Annotated in this window: 13 protein-coding genes and 1 riboswitch; of the genes, 4 read left to right on the top strand and 9 right to left on the bottom strand. The window is 72.2% G+C overall.

Translation table 11 applies throughout. The features are described from left to right. Nucleotides 1-2: 2 nt before the first annotated feature. The 8 genes from cobO to ACZ7L5_RS09630 all read right to left on the bottom strand — a co-directional run bounded on the left by cobO (nucleotide 3) and on the right by ACZ7L5_RS09630 (nucleotide 11,509). Nucleotides 3-602 (bottom strand): cob(I)yrinic acid a,c-diamide adenosyltransferase, encoded by a 600-nt coding sequence (gene cobO / locus ACZ7L5_RS09595; RefSeq protein WP_328882517.1) that lies wholly within the window; start codon nucleotides 600-602, stop codon nucleotides 3-5. Continuing rightward, complete coding sequence (locus ACZ7L5_RS09600; RefSeq protein WP_471515727.1) at nucleotides 602-2,593, bottom strand: putative cobaltochelatase; 1,992 nt, start codon at nucleotides 2,591-2,593, stop codon at nucleotides 602-604. Before ACZ7L5_RS09600 ends, cobO begins: the two co-directional genes overlap by 1 nt. Then, nucleotides 2,590-6,246 carry a cobaltochelatase subunit CobN gene (gene cobN / locus ACZ7L5_RS09605; protein WP_471515729.1) on the bottom strand — a complete coding sequence of 1,219 codons (3,657 nt, stop codon included), beginning with the start codon at nucleotides 6,244-6,246 and terminating at the stop codon, nucleotides 2,590-2,592. The genes ACZ7L5_RS09600 and cobN overlap by 4 nt, the downstream gene beginning before the upstream one ends. Further along, nucleotides 6,243-7,793, bottom strand: a complete 1,551-nt coding sequence (locus tag ACZ7L5_RS09610; RefSeq protein ID WP_471515731.1) for a cobyric acid synthase — start codon at nucleotides 7,791-7,793, stop codon at nucleotides 6,243-6,245. Before ACZ7L5_RS09610 ends, cobN begins: the two co-directional genes overlap by 4 nt. Beyond that, nucleotides 7,790-8,731 carry a cobalamin biosynthesis protein gene (locus tag ACZ7L5_RS09615; RefSeq protein WP_471515733.1) on the bottom strand — a complete coding sequence of 314 codons (942 nt, stop codon included), beginning with the start codon at nucleotides 8,729-8,731 and terminating at the stop codon, nucleotides 7,790-7,792. The genes ACZ7L5_RS09610 and ACZ7L5_RS09615 overlap by 4 nt, the downstream gene beginning before the upstream one ends. 102 nt (nucleotides 8,732-8,833) lie before the next feature. Continuing rightward, nucleotides 8,834-8,973, bottom strand: a riboswitch (cobalamin riboswitch). 115 nt (nucleotides 8,974-9,088) lie between these two features. Next, nucleotides 9,089-9,310 carry a hypothetical protein gene (locus ACZ7L5_RS09620; RefSeq protein WP_328428633.1) on the bottom strand — a complete coding sequence of 74 codons (222 nt, stop codon included), beginning with the start codon at nucleotides 9,308-9,310 and terminating at the stop codon, nucleotides 9,089-9,091. Between the two features lie 52 nt (nucleotides 9,311-9,362). Further along, the gene (locus tag ACZ7L5_RS09625; RefSeq protein ID WP_471515735.1) at nucleotides 9,363-10,595 is read right to left on the bottom strand and encodes an inorganic phosphate transporter; all 1,233 of its coding nucleotides are present in this window, start codon (nucleotides 10,593-10,595) and stop codon (nucleotides 9,363-9,365) included. A gap of 164 nt (nucleotides 10,596-10,759) precedes the next feature. Further along, nucleotides 10,760-11,509, bottom strand: a complete 750-nt coding sequence (locus tag ACZ7L5_RS09630) for a lysozyme (protein ID WP_467483921.1) — start codon at nucleotides 11,507-11,509, stop codon at nucleotides 10,760-10,762. Between the two features lie 208 nt (nucleotides 11,510-11,717). Between ACZ7L5_RS09630 and ACZ7L5_RS09635 the strand changes: the two genes are divergently transcribed. The 3 genes from ACZ7L5_RS09635 (at nucleotide 11,718) to ACZ7L5_RS09645 (ending at nucleotide 15,428) form a co-directional block, all read left to right on the top strand. Next, a complete protein-coding gene (locus ACZ7L5_RS09635; RefSeq protein ID WP_471515737.1) occupies nucleotides 11,718-12,449 on the top strand; it encodes a class II aldolase/adducin family protein in 732 nt (243 codons plus the stop codon). Nucleotides 12,450-12,700: 251 nt separating this feature from the next. Next, on the top strand, nucleotides 12,701-13,828 hold the full coding sequence (locus ACZ7L5_RS09640; RefSeq protein ID WP_471515739.1) for an alpha/beta hydrolase: 1,128 nt from the start codon (nucleotides 12,701-12,703) through the stop codon (nucleotides 13,826-13,828). 331 nt (nucleotides 13,829-14,159) lie between these two features. Then, a complete protein-coding gene (locus ACZ7L5_RS09645; protein WP_471515741.1) occupies nucleotides 14,160-15,428 on the top strand; it encodes a hypothetical protein in 1,269 nt (422 codons plus the stop codon). 13 nt (nucleotides 15,429-15,441) lie between these two features. On the opposite strand, the gene ACZ7L5_RS09650 is transcribed toward ACZ7L5_RS09645, so the two are convergent. Next, entirely contained in the window at nucleotides 15,442-15,855 is a 414-nt protein-coding gene (locus ACZ7L5_RS09650) for a VOC family protein (protein WP_471515743.1), read from the bottom strand. A gap of 270 nt (nucleotides 15,856-16,125) precedes the next feature. On the opposite strand from ACZ7L5_RS09650, the gene ACZ7L5_RS09655 reads away from it, so the two are divergent. Next, on the top strand, nucleotides 16,126-16,962 hold the full coding sequence (locus tag ACZ7L5_RS09655; protein WP_471515745.1) for a hypothetical protein: 837 nt from the start codon (nucleotides 16,126-16,128) through the stop codon (nucleotides 16,960-16,962). The last annotated feature ends 3 nt before the right edge of the window (nucleotides 16,963-16,965 follow it).

The following is a 16,965-nucleotide window of genomic DNA, read 5'->3' on the forward strand; positions in this document are numbered from 1 at the left end:
GATCACCACTCGATGCCTCGCTGGCCCTTCTGGCCCGCGTCCATCGGGTGCTTGACCTTGGACATGTCGGTCACGAGATCGGCGAGGTCGACCAGCTTCTCGGGCGCGTTCCGCCCGGTGATGACCACATGCTGGGTCCCCGGACGGTCACGCAGCACGGAGATGACCTCATCGGTGTCCACCCATCCCCAGTGCATGGGGTAGGCGAACTCGTCGAGCACGTAGAGCTTGTACGTCTCGGCGGCCAGGTCCCGCTTGACCTGCTCCCAGCCCTCCCGGGCCTTCTCCTCGTTGTCCATCTGGGCGTCGCGCTGGACCCAGGACCACCCTTCGCCCATCTTGTGCCAGTCCACGGACCCGCCCTGTCCGGACGCCCCCAGCACCCGCAGCGCGTTCTCCTCGCCGACCTTCCACTTCGCCGACTTGACGAACTGGAACACCCCGATGGGCCACCCCTGGTTCCAGGCCCGCAGAGCAAGCCCGAAGGCGGCGGTCGACTTGCCCTTGCCGATCCCCGTATGCACGACCACCAGAGGCCGGTTACGACGCTGACGGGTCGTCAGCCCGTCGTCCGGCACGACACTCGGCTGCCCCTGAGGCATTACGCGGCCCTCCTCTGCACGTCCTTCACCAGCCCGGCGATGGACTCCGCCCGCAGCTCGTCCAACGTCACCGCCGTACCGCCGAGCTCACCCGCGAGCTGCCCCGCCAGCCCCAGCCGCACCGGCCCGGACTCGCAGTCGACGACCACGGACGCGACACCCTCGGCCGCGAACAACCGAGCGGCCCGCCCCGCGAGCGCGACCGGCTCGGGACCGCCCGTGGCCCGCCCGTCGGTCACCAGCACGACCAGCGCCCGCCGGGCCGGATCCCGCAGCCGCTCCACCCGCAGCACCTCATGGGCCTTCAGCAGCCCGGCCGCAAGCGGCGTACGCCCACCGGTCGGCAACGACTCCAGCCGGACCGCGGCGGCATCCACCGACGACGTGGGCGGCAGCGCGACATCGCCCGCGGTGCCCCGGAACGTCACCAGCCCCACCTTGTCCCGCCGCTGATACGCGTCCAGCAGCAACGACAGAACGGCACCTTTCACGGCACTCATCCGCTGCCGGGCCGCCATCGACCCGGAGGCGTCCACGACGAACAGCACGAGATTGCCCTCGCGCCCTTCCCGGACGGCCTGCCGCAGATCGTCCCGCCGCACGACGAGCCCCCGCCCGGACCGCCCCCGCGCCCGCTGATGCGGCGCCGCCGCCTGCACGGTGGCCGCCAGGTGCAGCTTGGTGAGCGCCCCGCGGGGCCGCCGCGCGCCCGTCGTGCGCCCATGCTCGGTCCGCGCCCGCGAACGCCGCCCGGCGGCACCCTCACCGATGCCCGGCACGCTCAGCACCTTCGTCCGGAAGGGCTCGGACGCCCGCGCGGGAGTCTGCTCCCCGGCCCCGGAAGCCTGCGGCTCCCCGTCCTCGCCGGCCTCGGGCCGCGCGCCGGATTCACCGCCCTGCGGTCCGTCGGACTCGGACGGCGGCTGCCCGCCGCCTCCGCCGGGCCCGTCGGGGTCGGGATCCTCGTCGCTCCCGTCGTCACCGGAGAACTCCTCCAGCGTCTCGTCGAGCTTGTCCTCGTCCAGTCCCGGCGCGTCGAAGGGGTTACGGCGCCGACGGTGCGGCAGCGCCAGCAGCGCCGCCTGCCGGACGTCCTCGGCGAGCACATCGGTCCGCCCGGCCCACGCGGCCAGCGCGGTGGCCGTACGGGCCATCACGATGTCCGCCCGCATGCCGTCCACCTCGAAGGCCGCGCAGGTCGCCGCGATCTGCCGCAGCGCCCCGTCGCCGAGCCGCACCGAGGGCAGCAACTCCCGTGCGGCGACGATGCGTTGACGCACGGCGGCCTCCTCGTCCGCCCAGCGTGCGGCGAACCCGCCCGGATCGTCGTCGTACGCGAGCCGCCGCCGCACGACCTCCACCCGCTGCTCGGGCTCCCGCGAGGCGGCGACCTCGACGGTCAGCCCGAACCGGTCGAGCAACTGCGGCCGCAGCTCGCCCTCTTCGGGGTTCATGGTCCCGACGAGCAGGAAACGCGCGGCATGCCGTACGGAGACGCCCTCGCGCTCGACATACGACGCACCCATCGCCGCCGCGTCCAGGAGCAGGTCGACGAGGTGGTCGTGGAGCAGGTTGACCTCGTCGACGTACAGGATGCCGCGGTGGGCGTCCGCGAGCAGCCCGGGCTCGAAGGCCTTCACGCCCTCGGCCAGCGCACGCTCGATGTCCAGCGCGCCGACCAGCCGGTCCTCGGAGGCGCCGACGGGGAGTTCGACCATGCGGGCGGGGCGCGGCGTGCCCGCCCCTGCCTCGTGCGGCCCGTCGGGGCACGCCGGGTCGGGGGCGCCCGGGTCGCAGGAGAAACGGCACCCGGCGACCACCGGCACCTGCGGCATCAGCGCCGAGAGCGCCCGTACCGCCGTCGACTTGGCGGTGCCCTTCTCGCCGCGCACCAGCACACCGCCGACCGCCGGGGACACGGCGTTCAGCAGCAGCGCGAGCCGCAGGTCGTCCTGGCCGACAACGGCCGTAAAGGGGAAGGGGGTTGTCACTGGTCGTCGCCCTCCAAGTCGCCTTCGAGCTCCAGGTAGGTGGCGCGCAGCCGCTCCAGCGTCTCGGCGTCCGGCTCGGCCCACAGCCCGCGGTCGGCGGCCTCCAGCAGACGCTCGGTGACGCCGCGCAGCGCCCACGGGTTGGACTTCTTCATGAAGTCCCGGTTCTCCGGGTCGAAGACGTACTCGGCGCTGAGCTTCTCGTACATCCAGTCGTCGACCACGCCCGCCGTGGCGTCGTACCCGAAGAGGTAGTCCACGGTCGCCGCCATCTCGAAGGCGCCCTTGTAGCCGTGCCGGCGCATGGCCGCCATCCAGCGCGGGTTGACGACGCGGGCGCGGAACACGCGGTGCGTCTCCTCGCCCAGCGTCCGCGTCTTCACCTGGTCGGGCACGGCACTGTCGCCCACGTACGCCTCGGGGTTCGCGCCCGTCAGGTGCCGCACCATGGCGACCATGCCGCCGTGGTACTGGAAGTAGTCGTCGGCGTCGACGAGGTCGTGCTCGCGGGTGTCGACGTTCTTCGCGGCCACGGCGATCCGCTTGAACGCGGTCTCCATGTCGCCGCGCGCCGCCCGCCCGTCGAGCCCGCGCCCGTAGGCGTAGCCGCCCCAGACGGCGTACACCTCGGCGAGGTCGGCGTCGGAGCGCCAGTTCCGGGCGTCGATCAGCGGCAGCAGGCCGGCCCCGTAGGCGCCCGGCTTCGAGCCGAAGATACGGGCAGTCGCGCGCCGCCGGTCGCCGTGTTCGGCGGTGTCCTCGTCGGCGTGTGCGCGCACGTAGTTGCGGTCGGCGGGCTCGTCCAGCTCGGCGACCTTGCGGACCGCGTCGTCGAGCAGCCCCACCACGTGCGGGAAGGCGTCCCGGAAGAAGCCGGAGATGCGCACCGTGACGTCGATGCGCGGCCGTCCGAGCTCCTCCAGGCCGATGACCTCGAAGCCGGTCACCCGGCGCGAGGCGTCGTCCCAGACAGGGCGGCAGCCCAGCAGCGCGAGGATCTCGGCGATGTCGTCGCCCTGGGTGCGCATCGCGGACGTGCCCCAGACGGTCAGGCCGACCGACTTCGGGTACTCGCCGGTGTCCTGGAGGTACCGCGCGACCAGCGAGTCGGCGAGCGACTGCCCGACCTCCCAGCTCAGCCTGGACGGAATGGCCTTGGGGTCGACGGAGTAGAAGTTCCGCCCGGTCGGCAGGACGTTGACCAGCCCGCGCGTCGGCGAACCCGACGGACCGGCCGGGACGTAACCGCCGTCCAGCGCCTTGAGGATGTGCCCGATCTCGTCCGTCGTACGGGCGAGACGCGGCACGACCTCGTTGCAGGCGAACTCCAGCACGGCGACGGCGTCGGGCAGTTCGGTGCCGAGGACGGCACGGATCAGCGCACGGCTCTCCGCAACGGCCCAGCCGCGCTCCTCCATGCCCTCCGCGATCCGCCGGCACAGCTGCTCCAGCAGGTCGATCGCGTCGGCGGCCGTGCGGGATGGGCCGTCGACCAGATCCGACAGCTCCACGGGCACCTTCAACGGTGCGCCCGGCTCGCCCAGCAGCTCCTTCTCGTCGAGCCCGAAGTGAGCGGCCAGCGAGGCCCTCAGGCCCGGCAGGGCATTGGCCTGTCCGCCCCACACCTGCGAGGCGCGCAGCACGGCGAGCACGAGGTTCACGCGCGGCTCCGCCTCCGGCCCGCCGCCGAGGATGTGCAGTCCGTCGCGGATCTGTACGTCCTTGATCTCGCACAGATAGCCGTCGATGTGCATGACGAACTCGTCGAAATCGTCGTCGTCCGGCTGGTCGTCGACGTGCAGGTCGTGATGGAGTTCGGCCGCCTTGACCAGCGTCCAGATCTGCGCGCGCACCGCCGGGGCCTTCGTCGGGTCCAGGTCGGAGACGAGCGCGTACTCGTCGAGCAGCTGCTCCAGCTTGGCCAGGTCGCCGTAGGTGTCGGCCCGTGCCATCGGCGGCACCAGGTGGTCGACGACGGTGGCGTGTCCGCGCCGCTTGGCCTGGGTGCCCTCGCCCGGGTCGTTGACGATGAACGGGTAGATCAGCGGCAGGTCCCCCAGGACGGCGTCCGGCGCGCACCCGCCGCTGAGTCCCAGCCCCTTGCCCGGCAGCCACTCCATCGTGCCGTGCTTGCCCATGTGCACGATCGCGTCGGCGCCGAAGCTCTCGTCCAGCCACCTGTACGCCGCCATGTAGTGGTGCGACGGCGGCATGTCCGGGTCGTGGTAGATCGCGATCGGGTTCTCGCCGAAGCCGCGCGGCGGCTGGATCATCACGACGACGTTCCCGAACTGGAGCGACGCGAGGACGATGTCGTCCCCGTCGACGTACAGCGACCCCGGCGGCTCGCCCCACGCCTGAAGCATGCCGTCCCTCAGTTCCGGGTCGAGCTTGTCGAACCACGCCTGATAGTCGGCGAGCGGCACGCGAGCGGGCGCAGCCGCGAGCTGGTCCTCGGTGAGCCACTCGACGTCGTGCCCGCCCGCCTCGATGAGCCGGTGGATCAGCTCGTCGCCGTTGTCCGGGTACTCGGTGAGGCCGTACCCGGCGTCCCTGAGCGCGTCCAGCACCCGCACCGCCGAGGCGGGCGTGTCCAGGCCCACCGCGTTGCCGACACGCGAGTGCTTGGTCGGGTAGGCGGTGAAGACGAGCGCGAGCTTCTTGTCGCCGTTCGCCTTGTGCTTCAACTGGGCGTGCCGTACGGCGATCCCGGCGACCCGCCCGGCCCGCTCCGGGTCGGCGACGTACACGGGCACGTCGTCCGGGCCCTGCTCCTTGAAGGAGAACGGCACGGTGACGAGCCGGCCGTCGAACTCGGGGATCGCGACCTGCATCGCCGCGTCCATGGGGGAGAGGGCGGCGTCGGACTCGTCCCACGCGGCCCGCGAAGAGGTGAGGCAAAGACCTTGCAGCACCGGCACGTTCAGCTCGGCGAGCCGGCCGATGTCCCACGCCTCCTCGTCGCCGCCCGCCGACGCCTGCGAGGCGTGCGTGCCGCCGGCCGCGAGGACGGTGGCGACCAGGGCGTCGGCCTTGCCGAGGATCTCGTACAGCTCCGGGTCCGCGCCGCGCAGCGAACCGCAGTACACGGGCAGGGCGTTGGCCCCCCGCGCCTCGACGGCGTCACACAGGGTGTCCACGAAGGCGGTGTTGCCGCTCAGCTCATGCGCCCGGTAGAAGAGCACGCCGACGGTCGGACGGCCCTCGACGAAGGGCCGCTCGCCATGGACGCCGTACTCCGGCATCTTCTGCGGCTCGACGAACCCCTCGCCCGTCAGCAGCACGGTGTCGGAGAGGAACCGCGCGAGTTCGGTGAGGTTGGCGGGCCCGCCCTCGACGAGGTACCTCAGCGCCTCGGCCACCACACCGGCCGGGACGGACGACTCGGCCATCAGCTCCGCGTCCGGGACGGCCTCGCCGCCGAGCAGCACGGTCGGGATGCCCGCGGCCTTCAGCGCGGCGAGCCCGTCCTCCCAGGCACGCTTGCCGCCCAGTAGCCGTACGACGGCGATGTCCGAGCCCTCGATGAGCGCGGGCAGCTCCTCGGCGACGTCCACGCGGGTCGGATTGCCGATCCGGTACGAGGCACCGGAGGCGGCCCTGGCCGCCAGCAGGTCCGTGTCGGCGGTCGACAACAACAACACAGTGCTCATGCGGGCGCTCCCGGTGGAATGAAAGGCAGTCCTTGCGGCGCGCCCGACTCGATGAGCCGCCAGAGCGCGTCCGTGTCAGCGTGCTGTTCGATCAGGTCGCCGAGCCGGTCGAGCTGCTCCTCGCGCAGCGCGGCGAACGACGTGTCGGGGGCCGGCACGAAGCGGCGGCCCGCGGCGGCGGCCACCTCGCGCAGGAAGGCCCGCCGGAAACCGTCCGACTCCAGCGAGCCGTGCCAGTGCGTGCCCCAGGTCTGGCCGACCCGGCAGCCGTCGAGGAAGGCTTCCCCGCCATGGATCTCGGCGACCCCGTGGTGGATCTCGTACCCCGCGACATGCTCGCCGAGGGCTTCTCCCACCGGCCGGGTGAGGGTCTTCTCGCGGGCGAACCGCACCCGCACGGGCAGGACGCCGAGCCCCTCGACATGACCCTGCCGGCTCTCGACCTCGTCCTCGATGTGCTCGCCGAGGACCTGGAAGCCGCCGCAGATGCCGAGGACGGGCCGTCCTTCGGCGACCCTGCGCTTCAGGGCCTGCGCGAGCCCCCGCTCCCGCAGCCACTCCAGCGCGCGGACCGTTCCCCGGGTCCCCGGAACGATGACGAGATCCGCGTCCGCCAGCTCCTCCGGCCGGTCCACGAACCGCACGACGACACCGGGTTCGGCGGCCAGGGCGTCGACGTCGGTGAAGTTGGACATGAGCGGGACGGCACAGACGGCGACCCGCAGCACGTCCTCGCCGACGGGCGGGGCGACGTTCGACTCCCGCACGGTCCCGCGCAGGGACACCCGCAGCCCGTCCTCCTCGTCGATGCCGAGGCCGTGCTGGAAGGGGAGGATGCCGTAGGTGTGGCGTCCGGTGAGGCCGTGCAGCATGTCGATGCCCGGCTCCAGGAGGCTGACGTCCCCGCGGAACTTGTTCACCAGGAACCCGGCGACGAGCGCCTGGTCCTCGGGCGAGAGAAGGGCGACCGTCCCGAAGAAGGAGGCGAACACGCCACCGCGGTCGATGTCACCCACCACCAGCACGGGCAGCCCGGCATTGCGGGCGATCCCCATGTTGACGATGTCGGTCCGCCGCAGATTGATCTCCGCCGGAGAGCCGGCCCCCTCACAGATCACCGCGTCATACGTGCCCCGCAACTCGGCGAGACAGTCGAGCACGGTCCCGAGCAGCTGCTGCTGCCGCCCGCCGTGCAGCCTCTCCCCGGGGGTCGGCCCCCCAGACCCCCCGAAGAAACCGCGTGCGCTCAGCTCACCCACCGGCTTGCCCAGCAGCACCACCTGACTGCTCTGCTCACCACCGGGCTTGAGCAGCACGGGATTCATCAGCGCGGTCGGCTCGACCCGGCACGCCTGTGCCTGCATGGCCTGCGCCCGCCCGATTTCGGCGCCCTCGCGCGTGACGAACGAGTTGAGGGACATGTTCTGCGCCTTGAACGGCGCGACCTTCACTCCCTGGCGCACCAGCCACCGGCAGATCCCGGCGGTGACGACGCTCTTGCCCGCGTCGGACGTGGTGCCGGCGACGAGGAGACCACCGCCCGTCATGAGGTACGTCCCTTCACGATGTGGCGCGCGGCGACACAGACGCCGAGCGCCAGCCAGCCCACGCGCTTCGACAGCCGTACGGCCCGTTCGATGTCCCGCGTGCCGACGGCCCGCCCGTCCCCGTTCAGCACGGGCCGACGCTCGACGCGTCCGCCGTAGGACAGCGTCCCGCCCAGCCGCACCCCGAGCGCCCCCGCGAACGAGGCCTCCACGGGACCGGCGTTGGGGCTCGGATGCTTGGCGGCGTCGGTACGCCAGGCCCGTACCGCTCCACGGGGGTCGGCCCCGGCGACGGCGGCGAGTACGGCGGTCAGCCGCGACCCCGGCCACCCCGCCACGTCGTCGAGCCTCGCCGAAGCCCAGCCGTACCGGCGGTACTTGGGCGACTTGTGCCCGACCATGGCATCGAGCGTGTTCACGGCCCGGAACCCGACCAGCCCGGGAACGCCGGCCACGGCGCCCCACACCAGCGCACCCACGACCGCGTCGGAGGTGTTCTCGGCGACGGACTCCACGACCGCCCGTGCGATCCCGTCCGCGTCCAGCGCCTGTGGATCCCGCCCGCACAGATGCGGCAGCCGGGCACGTGCGCCCGCGATGTCCCCCGCTTCGAGCGCCTGCCCGATGACCCGGGCCTCCCGGGCGAGCGAAGTCCCCCCGACGACCGCCCAGGTGGCGGCGCCGGTCAGCGCGACGGAGGCGGCTGGCGACGTACGTACGGCACGGGCTGCGGCGGCACCGAGCGCCAGGGCGCCACCGGCGCACACGGCGGTGTGTACCGCACCCCATGCGCGGTGGTCGCGCCACAACACCCGTTCCACGGCGGCGGCGGTCCTTCCGAACACGGCGACCGGATGCCCTCGGCGAGGATCGCCGAGCAACAGATCACCGAGAAGGCCGGCGGCGGCGCCGTACGCGAATACGCGATCGGCACGCATCGGGGTCAGCCGATCGTCGAGTCAGACGAGGGTCCGGTTCTGCATGTCGATCGGCAGGCGTGCATCGCGTTATGTCCTCACTCAGGGTGTCCGCGCCCTGGTTCGACGAGATCGGCGGTGAGAGTTCCTGGCTCCCGGGGCTATCTACCCCGGTGACAGTGGCGGGACCGCGCCGGATTCACACCGGCTTCCTCTCCTGCCGCCGCACATGGCTCCGGCAGTCCACCACGGGGTTGGAACGGCCGTCAACTTGCCGTTGACCTGCGAAGGGAGAGTGTGCGAAGGCCCACACAGCAGTGAGGTGCGAGACGGTGATCCGTCCCGCACCTCGGTGTTTCAGGTGATGCGCGCCGTGCGTCAGGCCACGATCAGATAGATGCCGTACGCCACTGCCGCCGCGCAGGCCGCGAAGCACGCGTACGCGCCGGTGACCGCGAGAGAGGCCGAGTCGCCCTGCGCCACGGCCCGTTCGCGCCGGGACAGGCCCGCGATGCCGAGGGTGAACAGGCCCACCAGGGCCACGGTGACCACGAGGCTGACGCCGAAGACGGAGCCGAGTGCCGCCCAGTCGATCTTCATGCTGCTGCTTTCTCGAGTGAGTGAGGGGGAGTGACTGGAGTGACCGGCTGCATCAGACCGTGGCCTTCGAAGGCTTCGGCTCCGAGGACTGGGCCGGGATGGTGGCCGTGAGTTCCTCGGTCGCCGTGCCCACGGGCGGCGGGGTCACGGCGGCCATGGCCGTGGTCACCACGCCGGCCGGCTCGTCGGACTCGTTGACGTTGGTGTGGTCGATGACCTCGCGACGGGAGATCTTCCAGATCGCGGCGCTGGAGGCGACCAGGAAGACCGCGACGACACCCGTGCCCCAGGCGCCGAAGCCCGTCACGTACTCCGCGATCGCGCCGACCAGCGCGGCGGCCGGGAGGGTGAGGCCCCAGGCGACGAACATGCGGGTCGCCGTCGACCAGCGGACCACGCCGCCCTTGCGGCCGAGGCCCGCGCCCATCACCGCGCCGGAGACGGAGTGCGTGGTGGACAGGGAGAAGCCGAGGTGGGAGGAGGCCAGGATGACGGTGGCCGCGCTGGTCTGGGCGGCGAAGCCCTGCTGCGGCTGAAGGTCGGTCAGGCCCTTGCCCATGGTGCGGATGATGCGCCAGCCGCCGAGGTAGGTGCCGAGCGCGATGGCCAGGCCCGCGGAGAGGATGACCCACATGGGCGGGTCGGAGTCGGGCGCGAGGGTGCCGCCGGCGACCAGGGCGAGGGTGATGATGCCCATCGTCTTCTGCGCGTCGTTGGTGCCGTGGGCCAGGGAGACCAGGCCGGCGGAGGCGATCTGGCCGGCGCGGTAGCCCTTCTTGGCGGACTCGCCGTCGGCCTTCTTGCCGAGCGAGTAGGTCAGGCGTGTGGCCAGCAGCGCCGCGATTCCCGCGACCAGCGGGGCGGCGATCGCCGGGATCAGCACCTTGGTGACGAGCGCGTCGCCGTGGACCGCGCCGACGCCGGCCGAGGCGATGGTGGCGCCGATCAGACCGCCCATCAGGGCGTGCGAGGAGCTGGAGGGCAGGCCCACCAGCCAGGTCAGCAGATTCCAGAGGATCGCGCCGACCAACGCGGCGAAGATGACCTCGGGACGGATGCCGGTCTCGTCGACGAGACCCTTGGAGATCGTGTTGGCGACCTCCACGGAGAGGAAAGCGCCTACAAGGTTCAGCGCGGCGGACATGGCCACCGCGACCTTGGGCTTGAGCGCACCGGTCGAGATGGTGGTGGCCATCGCGTTGGCGGTGTCGTGGAAACCGTTCGTGAAATCGAACGCGAGTGCGGTTACCACCACAATCGCGAGGATCAGCGAGAAGTTTTCCATTTACCCAGGCAATCGTTCGAGGTCATTGGCTGGATGAACGTAGGTAACCTGAGTGAACGGAAGGTGAACTGGGGTGAGCCGCACGGTGTCCGTAGGAGGGGGTTAATCGTCCGGTGGGCGAGGCCCCTGTCCCTCGGCCGTCGCGCGGCCCAGGCGCCGCAAGGTCAGTAGCCTCGGGCAAGCTTTTTCAGCTGGCTCATGGACCCGTTGAAGAGATTTTGGTCACCGGGCAGGCTCCCGCTGCCGTTGTCGTACTGCCAGATGGTCCAGAACTGCCATCCGGCCGGCAGCGCCCCCGCGCTGGAGGAGTCGTAGCGCGCTATCCATAGCGCGTGGTTCGAGGCGAAGGCGCGGCTGCCGCCGGTGCAGTTGTTCCACCAGTGCGTGGTCGTGTAGATCACCGGACGGCGCCCGGTCAGCCGCTTCACCTCGTTGCTGAAGGACTGGATCCAGCTGACCATCTTCGCCTTGCTCAGCCCGTAGCACTTGTGCTTGCTGTACGGGTTGTACTCGATGTCGAGGGCGGGCGGCAGAGTCCAGCCGTCGGACCGCCAACTGCCGCCGTTGCGCACGAAGTAGGCGGCCTGCGTCCTGCCCGACGACTTGTTCGGCAGCGCGAAGTGGTAGGCGCCGCGGATCAGGCCGGCGTTGCGGGAGCCGTTGTACTGCTGGCCGAAGTAGGGGTTGCGGTAGGTGTGGGACTCGGTCGCCTTGACGTAGACGAACTTGGCGCCCTTGCTCTTCGAGCTCTGCCAGTTGACGTTCTTCTGGTGGGAAGAGACGTCATGGCCCTTGGGTTTGCCGGCGGCCGCGGCCGGTGTCTCGGCGAGTGCGGTTCCGCCGAGCGTGAGCGCTGCGACGGATATCGCGAGGAGGCGGGAGCGGTGACGGGACGGTTTGCGATCACGGGCCATATTTCCCCCCGGAATGGCGGCGTGCACGACAAATCAGCCAGAGGCTACGGGAAGATCGTTGAATCCTGATCGATCCCAGGCCAAGCTGGAGAGAGGTGGGGTATGTCCCGGTATGCACTCTGCCGGACGCCGGTCTTCCCCCCTTAAAGTGCCCCGGCCCGGCGGCGACTTGATGCCGGGCCGCCGCCGTGCCTGGCAGGATCGCCGCATGGCTGAGGAGCGGCGGGACCAGCGGGGTGCGCGGGACGAGCGGAAGGGCGCACAGGAAGTGGGGGAGTCGTGGGGCCGCAGTGCGCGCCCCGAGGAGGCGGAGGCCTGGGAGGTCCTCGTGGCGACGGCCCGCCGGACCGTCGCCGACGGACTGGTCGTCGGCACGTCCGGGAACGTCTCGGTGCGGGTCGACGACACCGTGCTGGTCACACCGTCGGGAGTGCCGTACGACCGCCTGACGCCGGAGGATCTGACAGGGGTCGACCTGGACGGCAGGCAGGTGCTGGGCACGCTGGTGCCGACCAGCGAGCTCCCCATGCATCTCGCCGTCTACCGCGCCACGGACGCCGGCGCCGTCGTCCACACCCACGCGGTCCATGCGACGGCCGTCTCGACCCTGGTGCCCGAGCTCCCGCTGATCCACTACATGTCCGCCGCCCTCGGCGGCCCAGTCCGAGTTGCCCCCTATGCGACGTACGGAACCCAGGAGTTGGCCGAGAACATGCTCCAGGCCCTCACCGCCCGCACCGCCTGCCTCCTCCAGAACCACGGCACGATGGCCTACGGCACGACCCTGGACCAGGCCTACGACCGCACGGCCCAGCTGGAGTGGATGTCCCGCCTGTGGCTCACGGCGTCCTCGGTACCGGGCCTGTCCCCGACGCTGCTGTCGCAGGGGCAGCTGGCGGAGGTGGCGGAGCGGTTGCGGGGGTACGGGCAGCGGGGGTGACGTGCGGGTGTGGGCTCGGGTGCCTGTGACCGTTCTTCGATGCCGGTCCGCATCATCCAGCCCGTCGGGCGTTTGAGGACGAGGCCGTTCAGGCCGACAGCGGGGGTCTGGGGGCGGCAGCCCCCAGCAGGCCCACGCCGACGCCGCACACCCTGCAAGCACACGGCAGTGACACGCACCGAAACCCCCGCATAGCCCACGGCAGTGACGTCCCACTGGCCGCCACCCCCGTCCGCCCGGACACTGGATGGGTGCGCACTGTCAAAGCGACGGCCGCTGCCGTCACCGTGGCCCTGGCCGCCGGCGCCGCAAGCGTCGCCGCCGGGCGGTTCGCCAGTGGCGTCGCCCTGACGGCGCCCCCCGGCAGGCCCCTGCCCACCGAACCCCGCCTCACCGTGCACGCCACGGCCGCCGGCCAGATCGCGCTCACCCGCGACTTCGCCTCCCTGCGCCCCGGCACCTACGGGCTCTCCGGCGACGGCTCGCACGCGGTCGTCGGCCCCGTCCTCACCGCGGCGAAACACTCGGCCGACACCGTCGTACGCCGTCTGGAGCGCGTCACCCACGGCAGCCTCCAGCCCGGCGACAGTGTCTGGCTCACCCCGAACGTGTACGTCGGCAACCCGAGCGCCGCCCTCGGCCTCGAACACGCCGACGTCGACATCCCCGGCGAACTCGGCGCCCTGCCCGCCTGGTTCGTCCCCGGCGCACGGGACACCTGGGTCATCGCGGTGCACGGCCTCGGCACCACCCGCGAACAGGCCATGAACGTCATGAAGTTCCTCAGCGGCCGCCACTTCCCGGTCCTCGCCCTCGCCTACCGGGGCGACCTCGGCGCGCCCCGCCCGCCGGACGGCCTGAACCACCTCGGCGAGACCGAGTGGCGGGACCTGGACGCGGCCATGCGCTACGCCGTGCGGTACGGCGCCAAACAACTCGTCCTGCTCGGCTGGTCCACCGGCGCCACGATGGCCCTGCGCGCCGCCGCCCACTCGGGGCTCCGCAACCGTGTCTCGGGCCTCGTCCTGGACTCCCCGGTCCTGAGCTGGGAGGCCACCCTGCGCGCCCTCGCGTCGGCCCGCCACACGCCCAGCGCGCTGCTGCCGCTCGCGGTCCGTGCCGCACAGGGCCGCACCGGCCTGACCGCCGACCGCGCAGGCGGCAACGGCACCCGCGACGGCCTCAGCGTGCCGACCCTGATCTTCCACGGGCCCGACGACCGGGTGGCCCCCTGGAGCCTCTCCCGCCGGCTGGCCGACGCCCGCCCCAACCTGGTGGCCCTCCAGACCGTCGAGTGCGCACCCCACGCGGCCATGTGGAACGCCGACCCCGAGTTCTACGAGGAGACTCTGCGCCGCTTCCTGACACCGCTCATGTGATACCGGGCAACGCCCCTCGGGCCGCTCCTCCCACACCGGTCCCACAGATTCCGTTTAACCCCGTACCACTGGCCAGTATTCGGCCCCTTGCCGCTCGCAGGACCCCGTGCGTTGGCCATCCCCGTCGCCCCTCGTGACATTCCGTTTGGGTTTTCGGACCGTCAACCGGAAGACTGCACCCGTGACGTCCCGTATCCCGCGCGACTCCAGGCTTCGACTCGTCCGCCCGCGACCCCTGGCCGCCGCCCCACGAGCTGTGAACCAGCGGCGCCCCCGCCGCCCCGCACCGCGCCCCCCGGAGGGCACACCGGCCCAGTCGGAGCTGGCCAGAATGGCTCGCTCCGGTCTGGCCGCCGCGGCCCGCGTCGCCCACTGGGCCGACACCGCGCTGGGCCCCGGCCGCGACAGCGCCGGCTCCGACGGCAAAGGCACCCTTTCCGAGGCGACCGCCGAACGCGCGGCCCGCGACCTCGGCCTGACCGTGAATCAGGTCCGCGCCGACTGGGACACCGCCCGCCTGGCCGGACTCGTCGAGGTGCACGGCGACAGCGCCCGGCCCGGCTGGCGCCTGCGCGCCTGGGACCGCGACGACAGCGCCGTGCTGCGCGGCTGGGTCGCCCTCTTCGACGCCTGGTCGCTCGCCCACCCGGAACCCGAGCAGCACGAGCACGGTGCCGTGGCCGACGTCGTCTCGGCGCTGCCCCAGGTGCTCTCCTTCCTTCAGCTGTCCGCCGGGCCCGTCCCCGTGGAGCAGCTCCTGGACCTGCTGGAGCAGCGCGTCACCGAGCTGCGCACCGAGAGGTGCGAGATCCCCTACGGCCCCCAGCCCGCGCCGGCCGCCGAAGCCCTGGCCGCCGAAGCCAAGGCCGCCGAGGACACGCCCCTCGCACCGCTCCTCGACTGGGCCCTGCACGCCCTCGCCTCCGTGGGCGCCCTCACCTGCGGCGGCGGCCAGGCCACCCTCACCCCGCTCGGCAGCTGGGCGGTCTGGGTCAAGCTGGAGCAGATCTGCGTCGCCGCGCAGAGCCCCGCCGGGAACATCGAGCAGTCCGCCGAAGCGATGCTCCGCGGCTGCGCCCAGCTCCGCCCGAACGCCGCCCGCGACGAATACCGCGCCTGGCTCGCCGCCCGCCCCGTGGGCAGCGCCGTCAGCGAACTGCTCGGCGCCGCCCGCGGCGACGACGCCCTCCTGCGCGGCCTCGCCTTCGAGGCGCTGCGTGTCGTCGGCGCCCCCGCCGAACCCGACGTGCGTGCCGTCCTCGACCAGCCGACCCTGCGCCCGTACGCCCTGCTGTGGCTGGCCGAACACGACGGCATCGACCCCGAGGACGCCCACGAGGTGCTCACCCGGGACGAGGCCACCTGGCTGTGGGTCGACACCGCCGCCGCCGTCGCCGACCACGGCGAGGCCCCCATGCTCGTACGGCACCTGGAGTCCTCGGTGCAGCCGACCGTGCCCGCGCTCCTCGACGAGGTGCGCGCCGTCGGCCACCCCCGCACCGTGCAGGTCCTGGTCGCGCTGGCCGCCGCACACCCCGACCCCGCCCTCGCCAAGGCCGTACGCCGCGCCGCCTTCCAGGTGCACACCGGGGGGAGCTGAGCCGGCCAGGTGCTCAGCCCTTGATCTCGGGGGCGTAGGTGCCGAAGCTCCACACATTGCCCTCGATGTCCCGGGCCATGTAGTCCCGCGAGCCGTAGTCCTGGTCCGTCGGGGGCATCAGGATCTCCGCGCCCTGTTCCACGGCCCGCCGGTGGTGTGCGTCGACGTCGTCCACGACGACGTACACCCCGGTCGTGCCCGCGCCCGTCATCACCTTGTCGAAGGCGCTGCCGGTGCCCTTGGAACCGAGCATCACAGCGCCGTTGCCCTGCGCCAGCTCGGCGTGCGCCACCGAGCCGTCCTCGCCCTCGTACACGGCCGGCGCCGTGAACCCGAAGGCCTCCGTGAGCTGCTTGATCGCCGCCTTCGCGTCCGCGTACAGCAGCGTGGGGTAGATGCTCGGACGCCCACCGGTCGTGCCTGCCATACCGATCACTCCTTCGTGATCCATCGCAGTGATCCATCTCCGTGATCCATCTCCGTGGTCCAGCGCTGTCGACCGCCGGAGAACCGACCCGCTGCCCAGTCTTGCAGCGACCACCGACAACGGCCCGTGAACCGAAGCCGCCAAGCGGGGGACGGGCCCGAGCGCCCTTGCCGTGTCCCGACGGCTAGCACCGGCCACCGGCGTCGCGCGTGGCTACGCTCTGCGCTGATCCGCGGGAAGCGGACCGGGCCTTTGAGACGAGGGGGCGTGGTGGGTGCTCAGCCGGTCGGTGCGACCGAATGCCGTGACAGCGGTGAAGGCGGCGAAGCGCCCCCGGCTCGCTGCGTCGCCGCCCCCAAGTCCGCCGCAGCCACCCGCTCCCGCCTGCTGCCGGCGCTTCTCGCGCTCCTCCTCGCGCCCCCGCTCCTCGCGATCGCCCACCACGCCCGCCCCGCCCCCTACGGCGACCACCTCACCGTCCACGCGGCCGCCCACGCGCGCGTGGGCCACGCGACCGCCCCAGAGCAGCCGCAGCCGCCGCCGACGCCCCTGCGCAGGCGCGGAGCGGCCATCGAGGCCCACCACCCCGTCACCGGCGCCCCCCTGTGGCGCTACACCCGCGAAGGCCGCCGGCCGCTCACGTCGCTCCACGCGCGCGGGGAGGCGATCACGCTCTGGGACGACGGCATGGTCACCGCCACCGACGGCCGCTCGGTGCGCTGGCACCGCACCCTGCCCGCGGCCGGCGAGTGGTTGCCGGCCCACGGCGGCACCGGCGTCCTGCGTTACCTCGGCCGCGGCATGCTCGCCGTCGTCACGCCGCACCGCGTCGCCGCGTACCGCATCGCCGACGGCGACCTGCGCTGGGTGCTGCCCGCCCGCGAAGGCTGTGCCTTCGAGCCCGCACGTGCCGTACGTCACGGCAAGTCGCTCCTCCTCGCCCAGCCCTGCACCCACGCGGCCTGGACCGCGCAGGTCATCGCCGTGGACGACCTGGGGCGGATCACCCCGCACCGGCGACCGCTCGGCAACGAAGTCGGCGAAGAGGGCGGCGAGCCGCGGCCCGAACACGTGAACCCAGAAAAAGTGGTTGCACGGCCCCGTTAGACT

This window comes from Streptomyces sp. NPDC107528 (genome assembly GCF_055639295.1).

Bases quoted from the DNA above. Each gene is read 5' to 3' on its own strand.
- cobO (WP_328882517.1), bottom strand. From the start codon at position 602: ATGCCTCAGGGGCAGCCGAGTGTCGTGCCGGACGACGGGCTGACGACC.
- cobN (WP_471515729.1), bottom strand. From the start codon at position 6,246: ATGAGCACTGTGTTGTTGTTGTCGACCGCCGACACGGACCTGCTGGCG.
- ACZ7L5_RS09610 (WP_471515731.1), bottom strand. From the start codon at position 7,793: ATGACGGGCGGTGGTCTCCTCGTCGCCGGCACCACGTCCGACGCGGGC.
- ACZ7L5_RS09615 (WP_471515733.1), bottom strand. From the start codon at position 8,731: ATGCGTGCCGATCGCGTATTCGCGTACGGCGCCGCCGCCGGCCTTCTC.
- ACZ7L5_RS09620 (WP_328428633.1), bottom strand. From the start codon at position 9,310: ATGAAGATCGACTGGGCGGCACTCGGCTCCGTCTTCGGCGTCAGCCTC.
- ACZ7L5_RS09625 (WP_471515735.1), bottom strand. From the start codon at position 10,595: ATGGAAAACTTCTCGCTGATCCTCGCGATTGTGGTGGTAACCGCACTC.
- ACZ7L5_RS09630 (WP_467483921.1), bottom strand. From the start codon at position 11,509: ATGGCCCGTGATCGCAAACCGTCCCGTCACCGCTCCCGCCTCCTCGCG.
- ACZ7L5_RS09635 (WP_471515737.1), top strand. From the start codon at position 11,718: ATGGCTGAGGAGCGGCGGGACCAGCGGGGTGCGCGGGACGAGCGGAAG.
- ACZ7L5_RS09645 (WP_471515741.1), top strand. From the start codon at position 14,160: ATGGCTCGCTCCGGTCTGGCCGCCGCGGCCCGCGTCGCCCACTGGGCC.
- ACZ7L5_RS09650 (WP_471515743.1), bottom strand. From the start codon at position 15,855: ATGGCAGGCACGACCGGTGGGCGTCCGAGCATCTACCCCACGCTGCTG.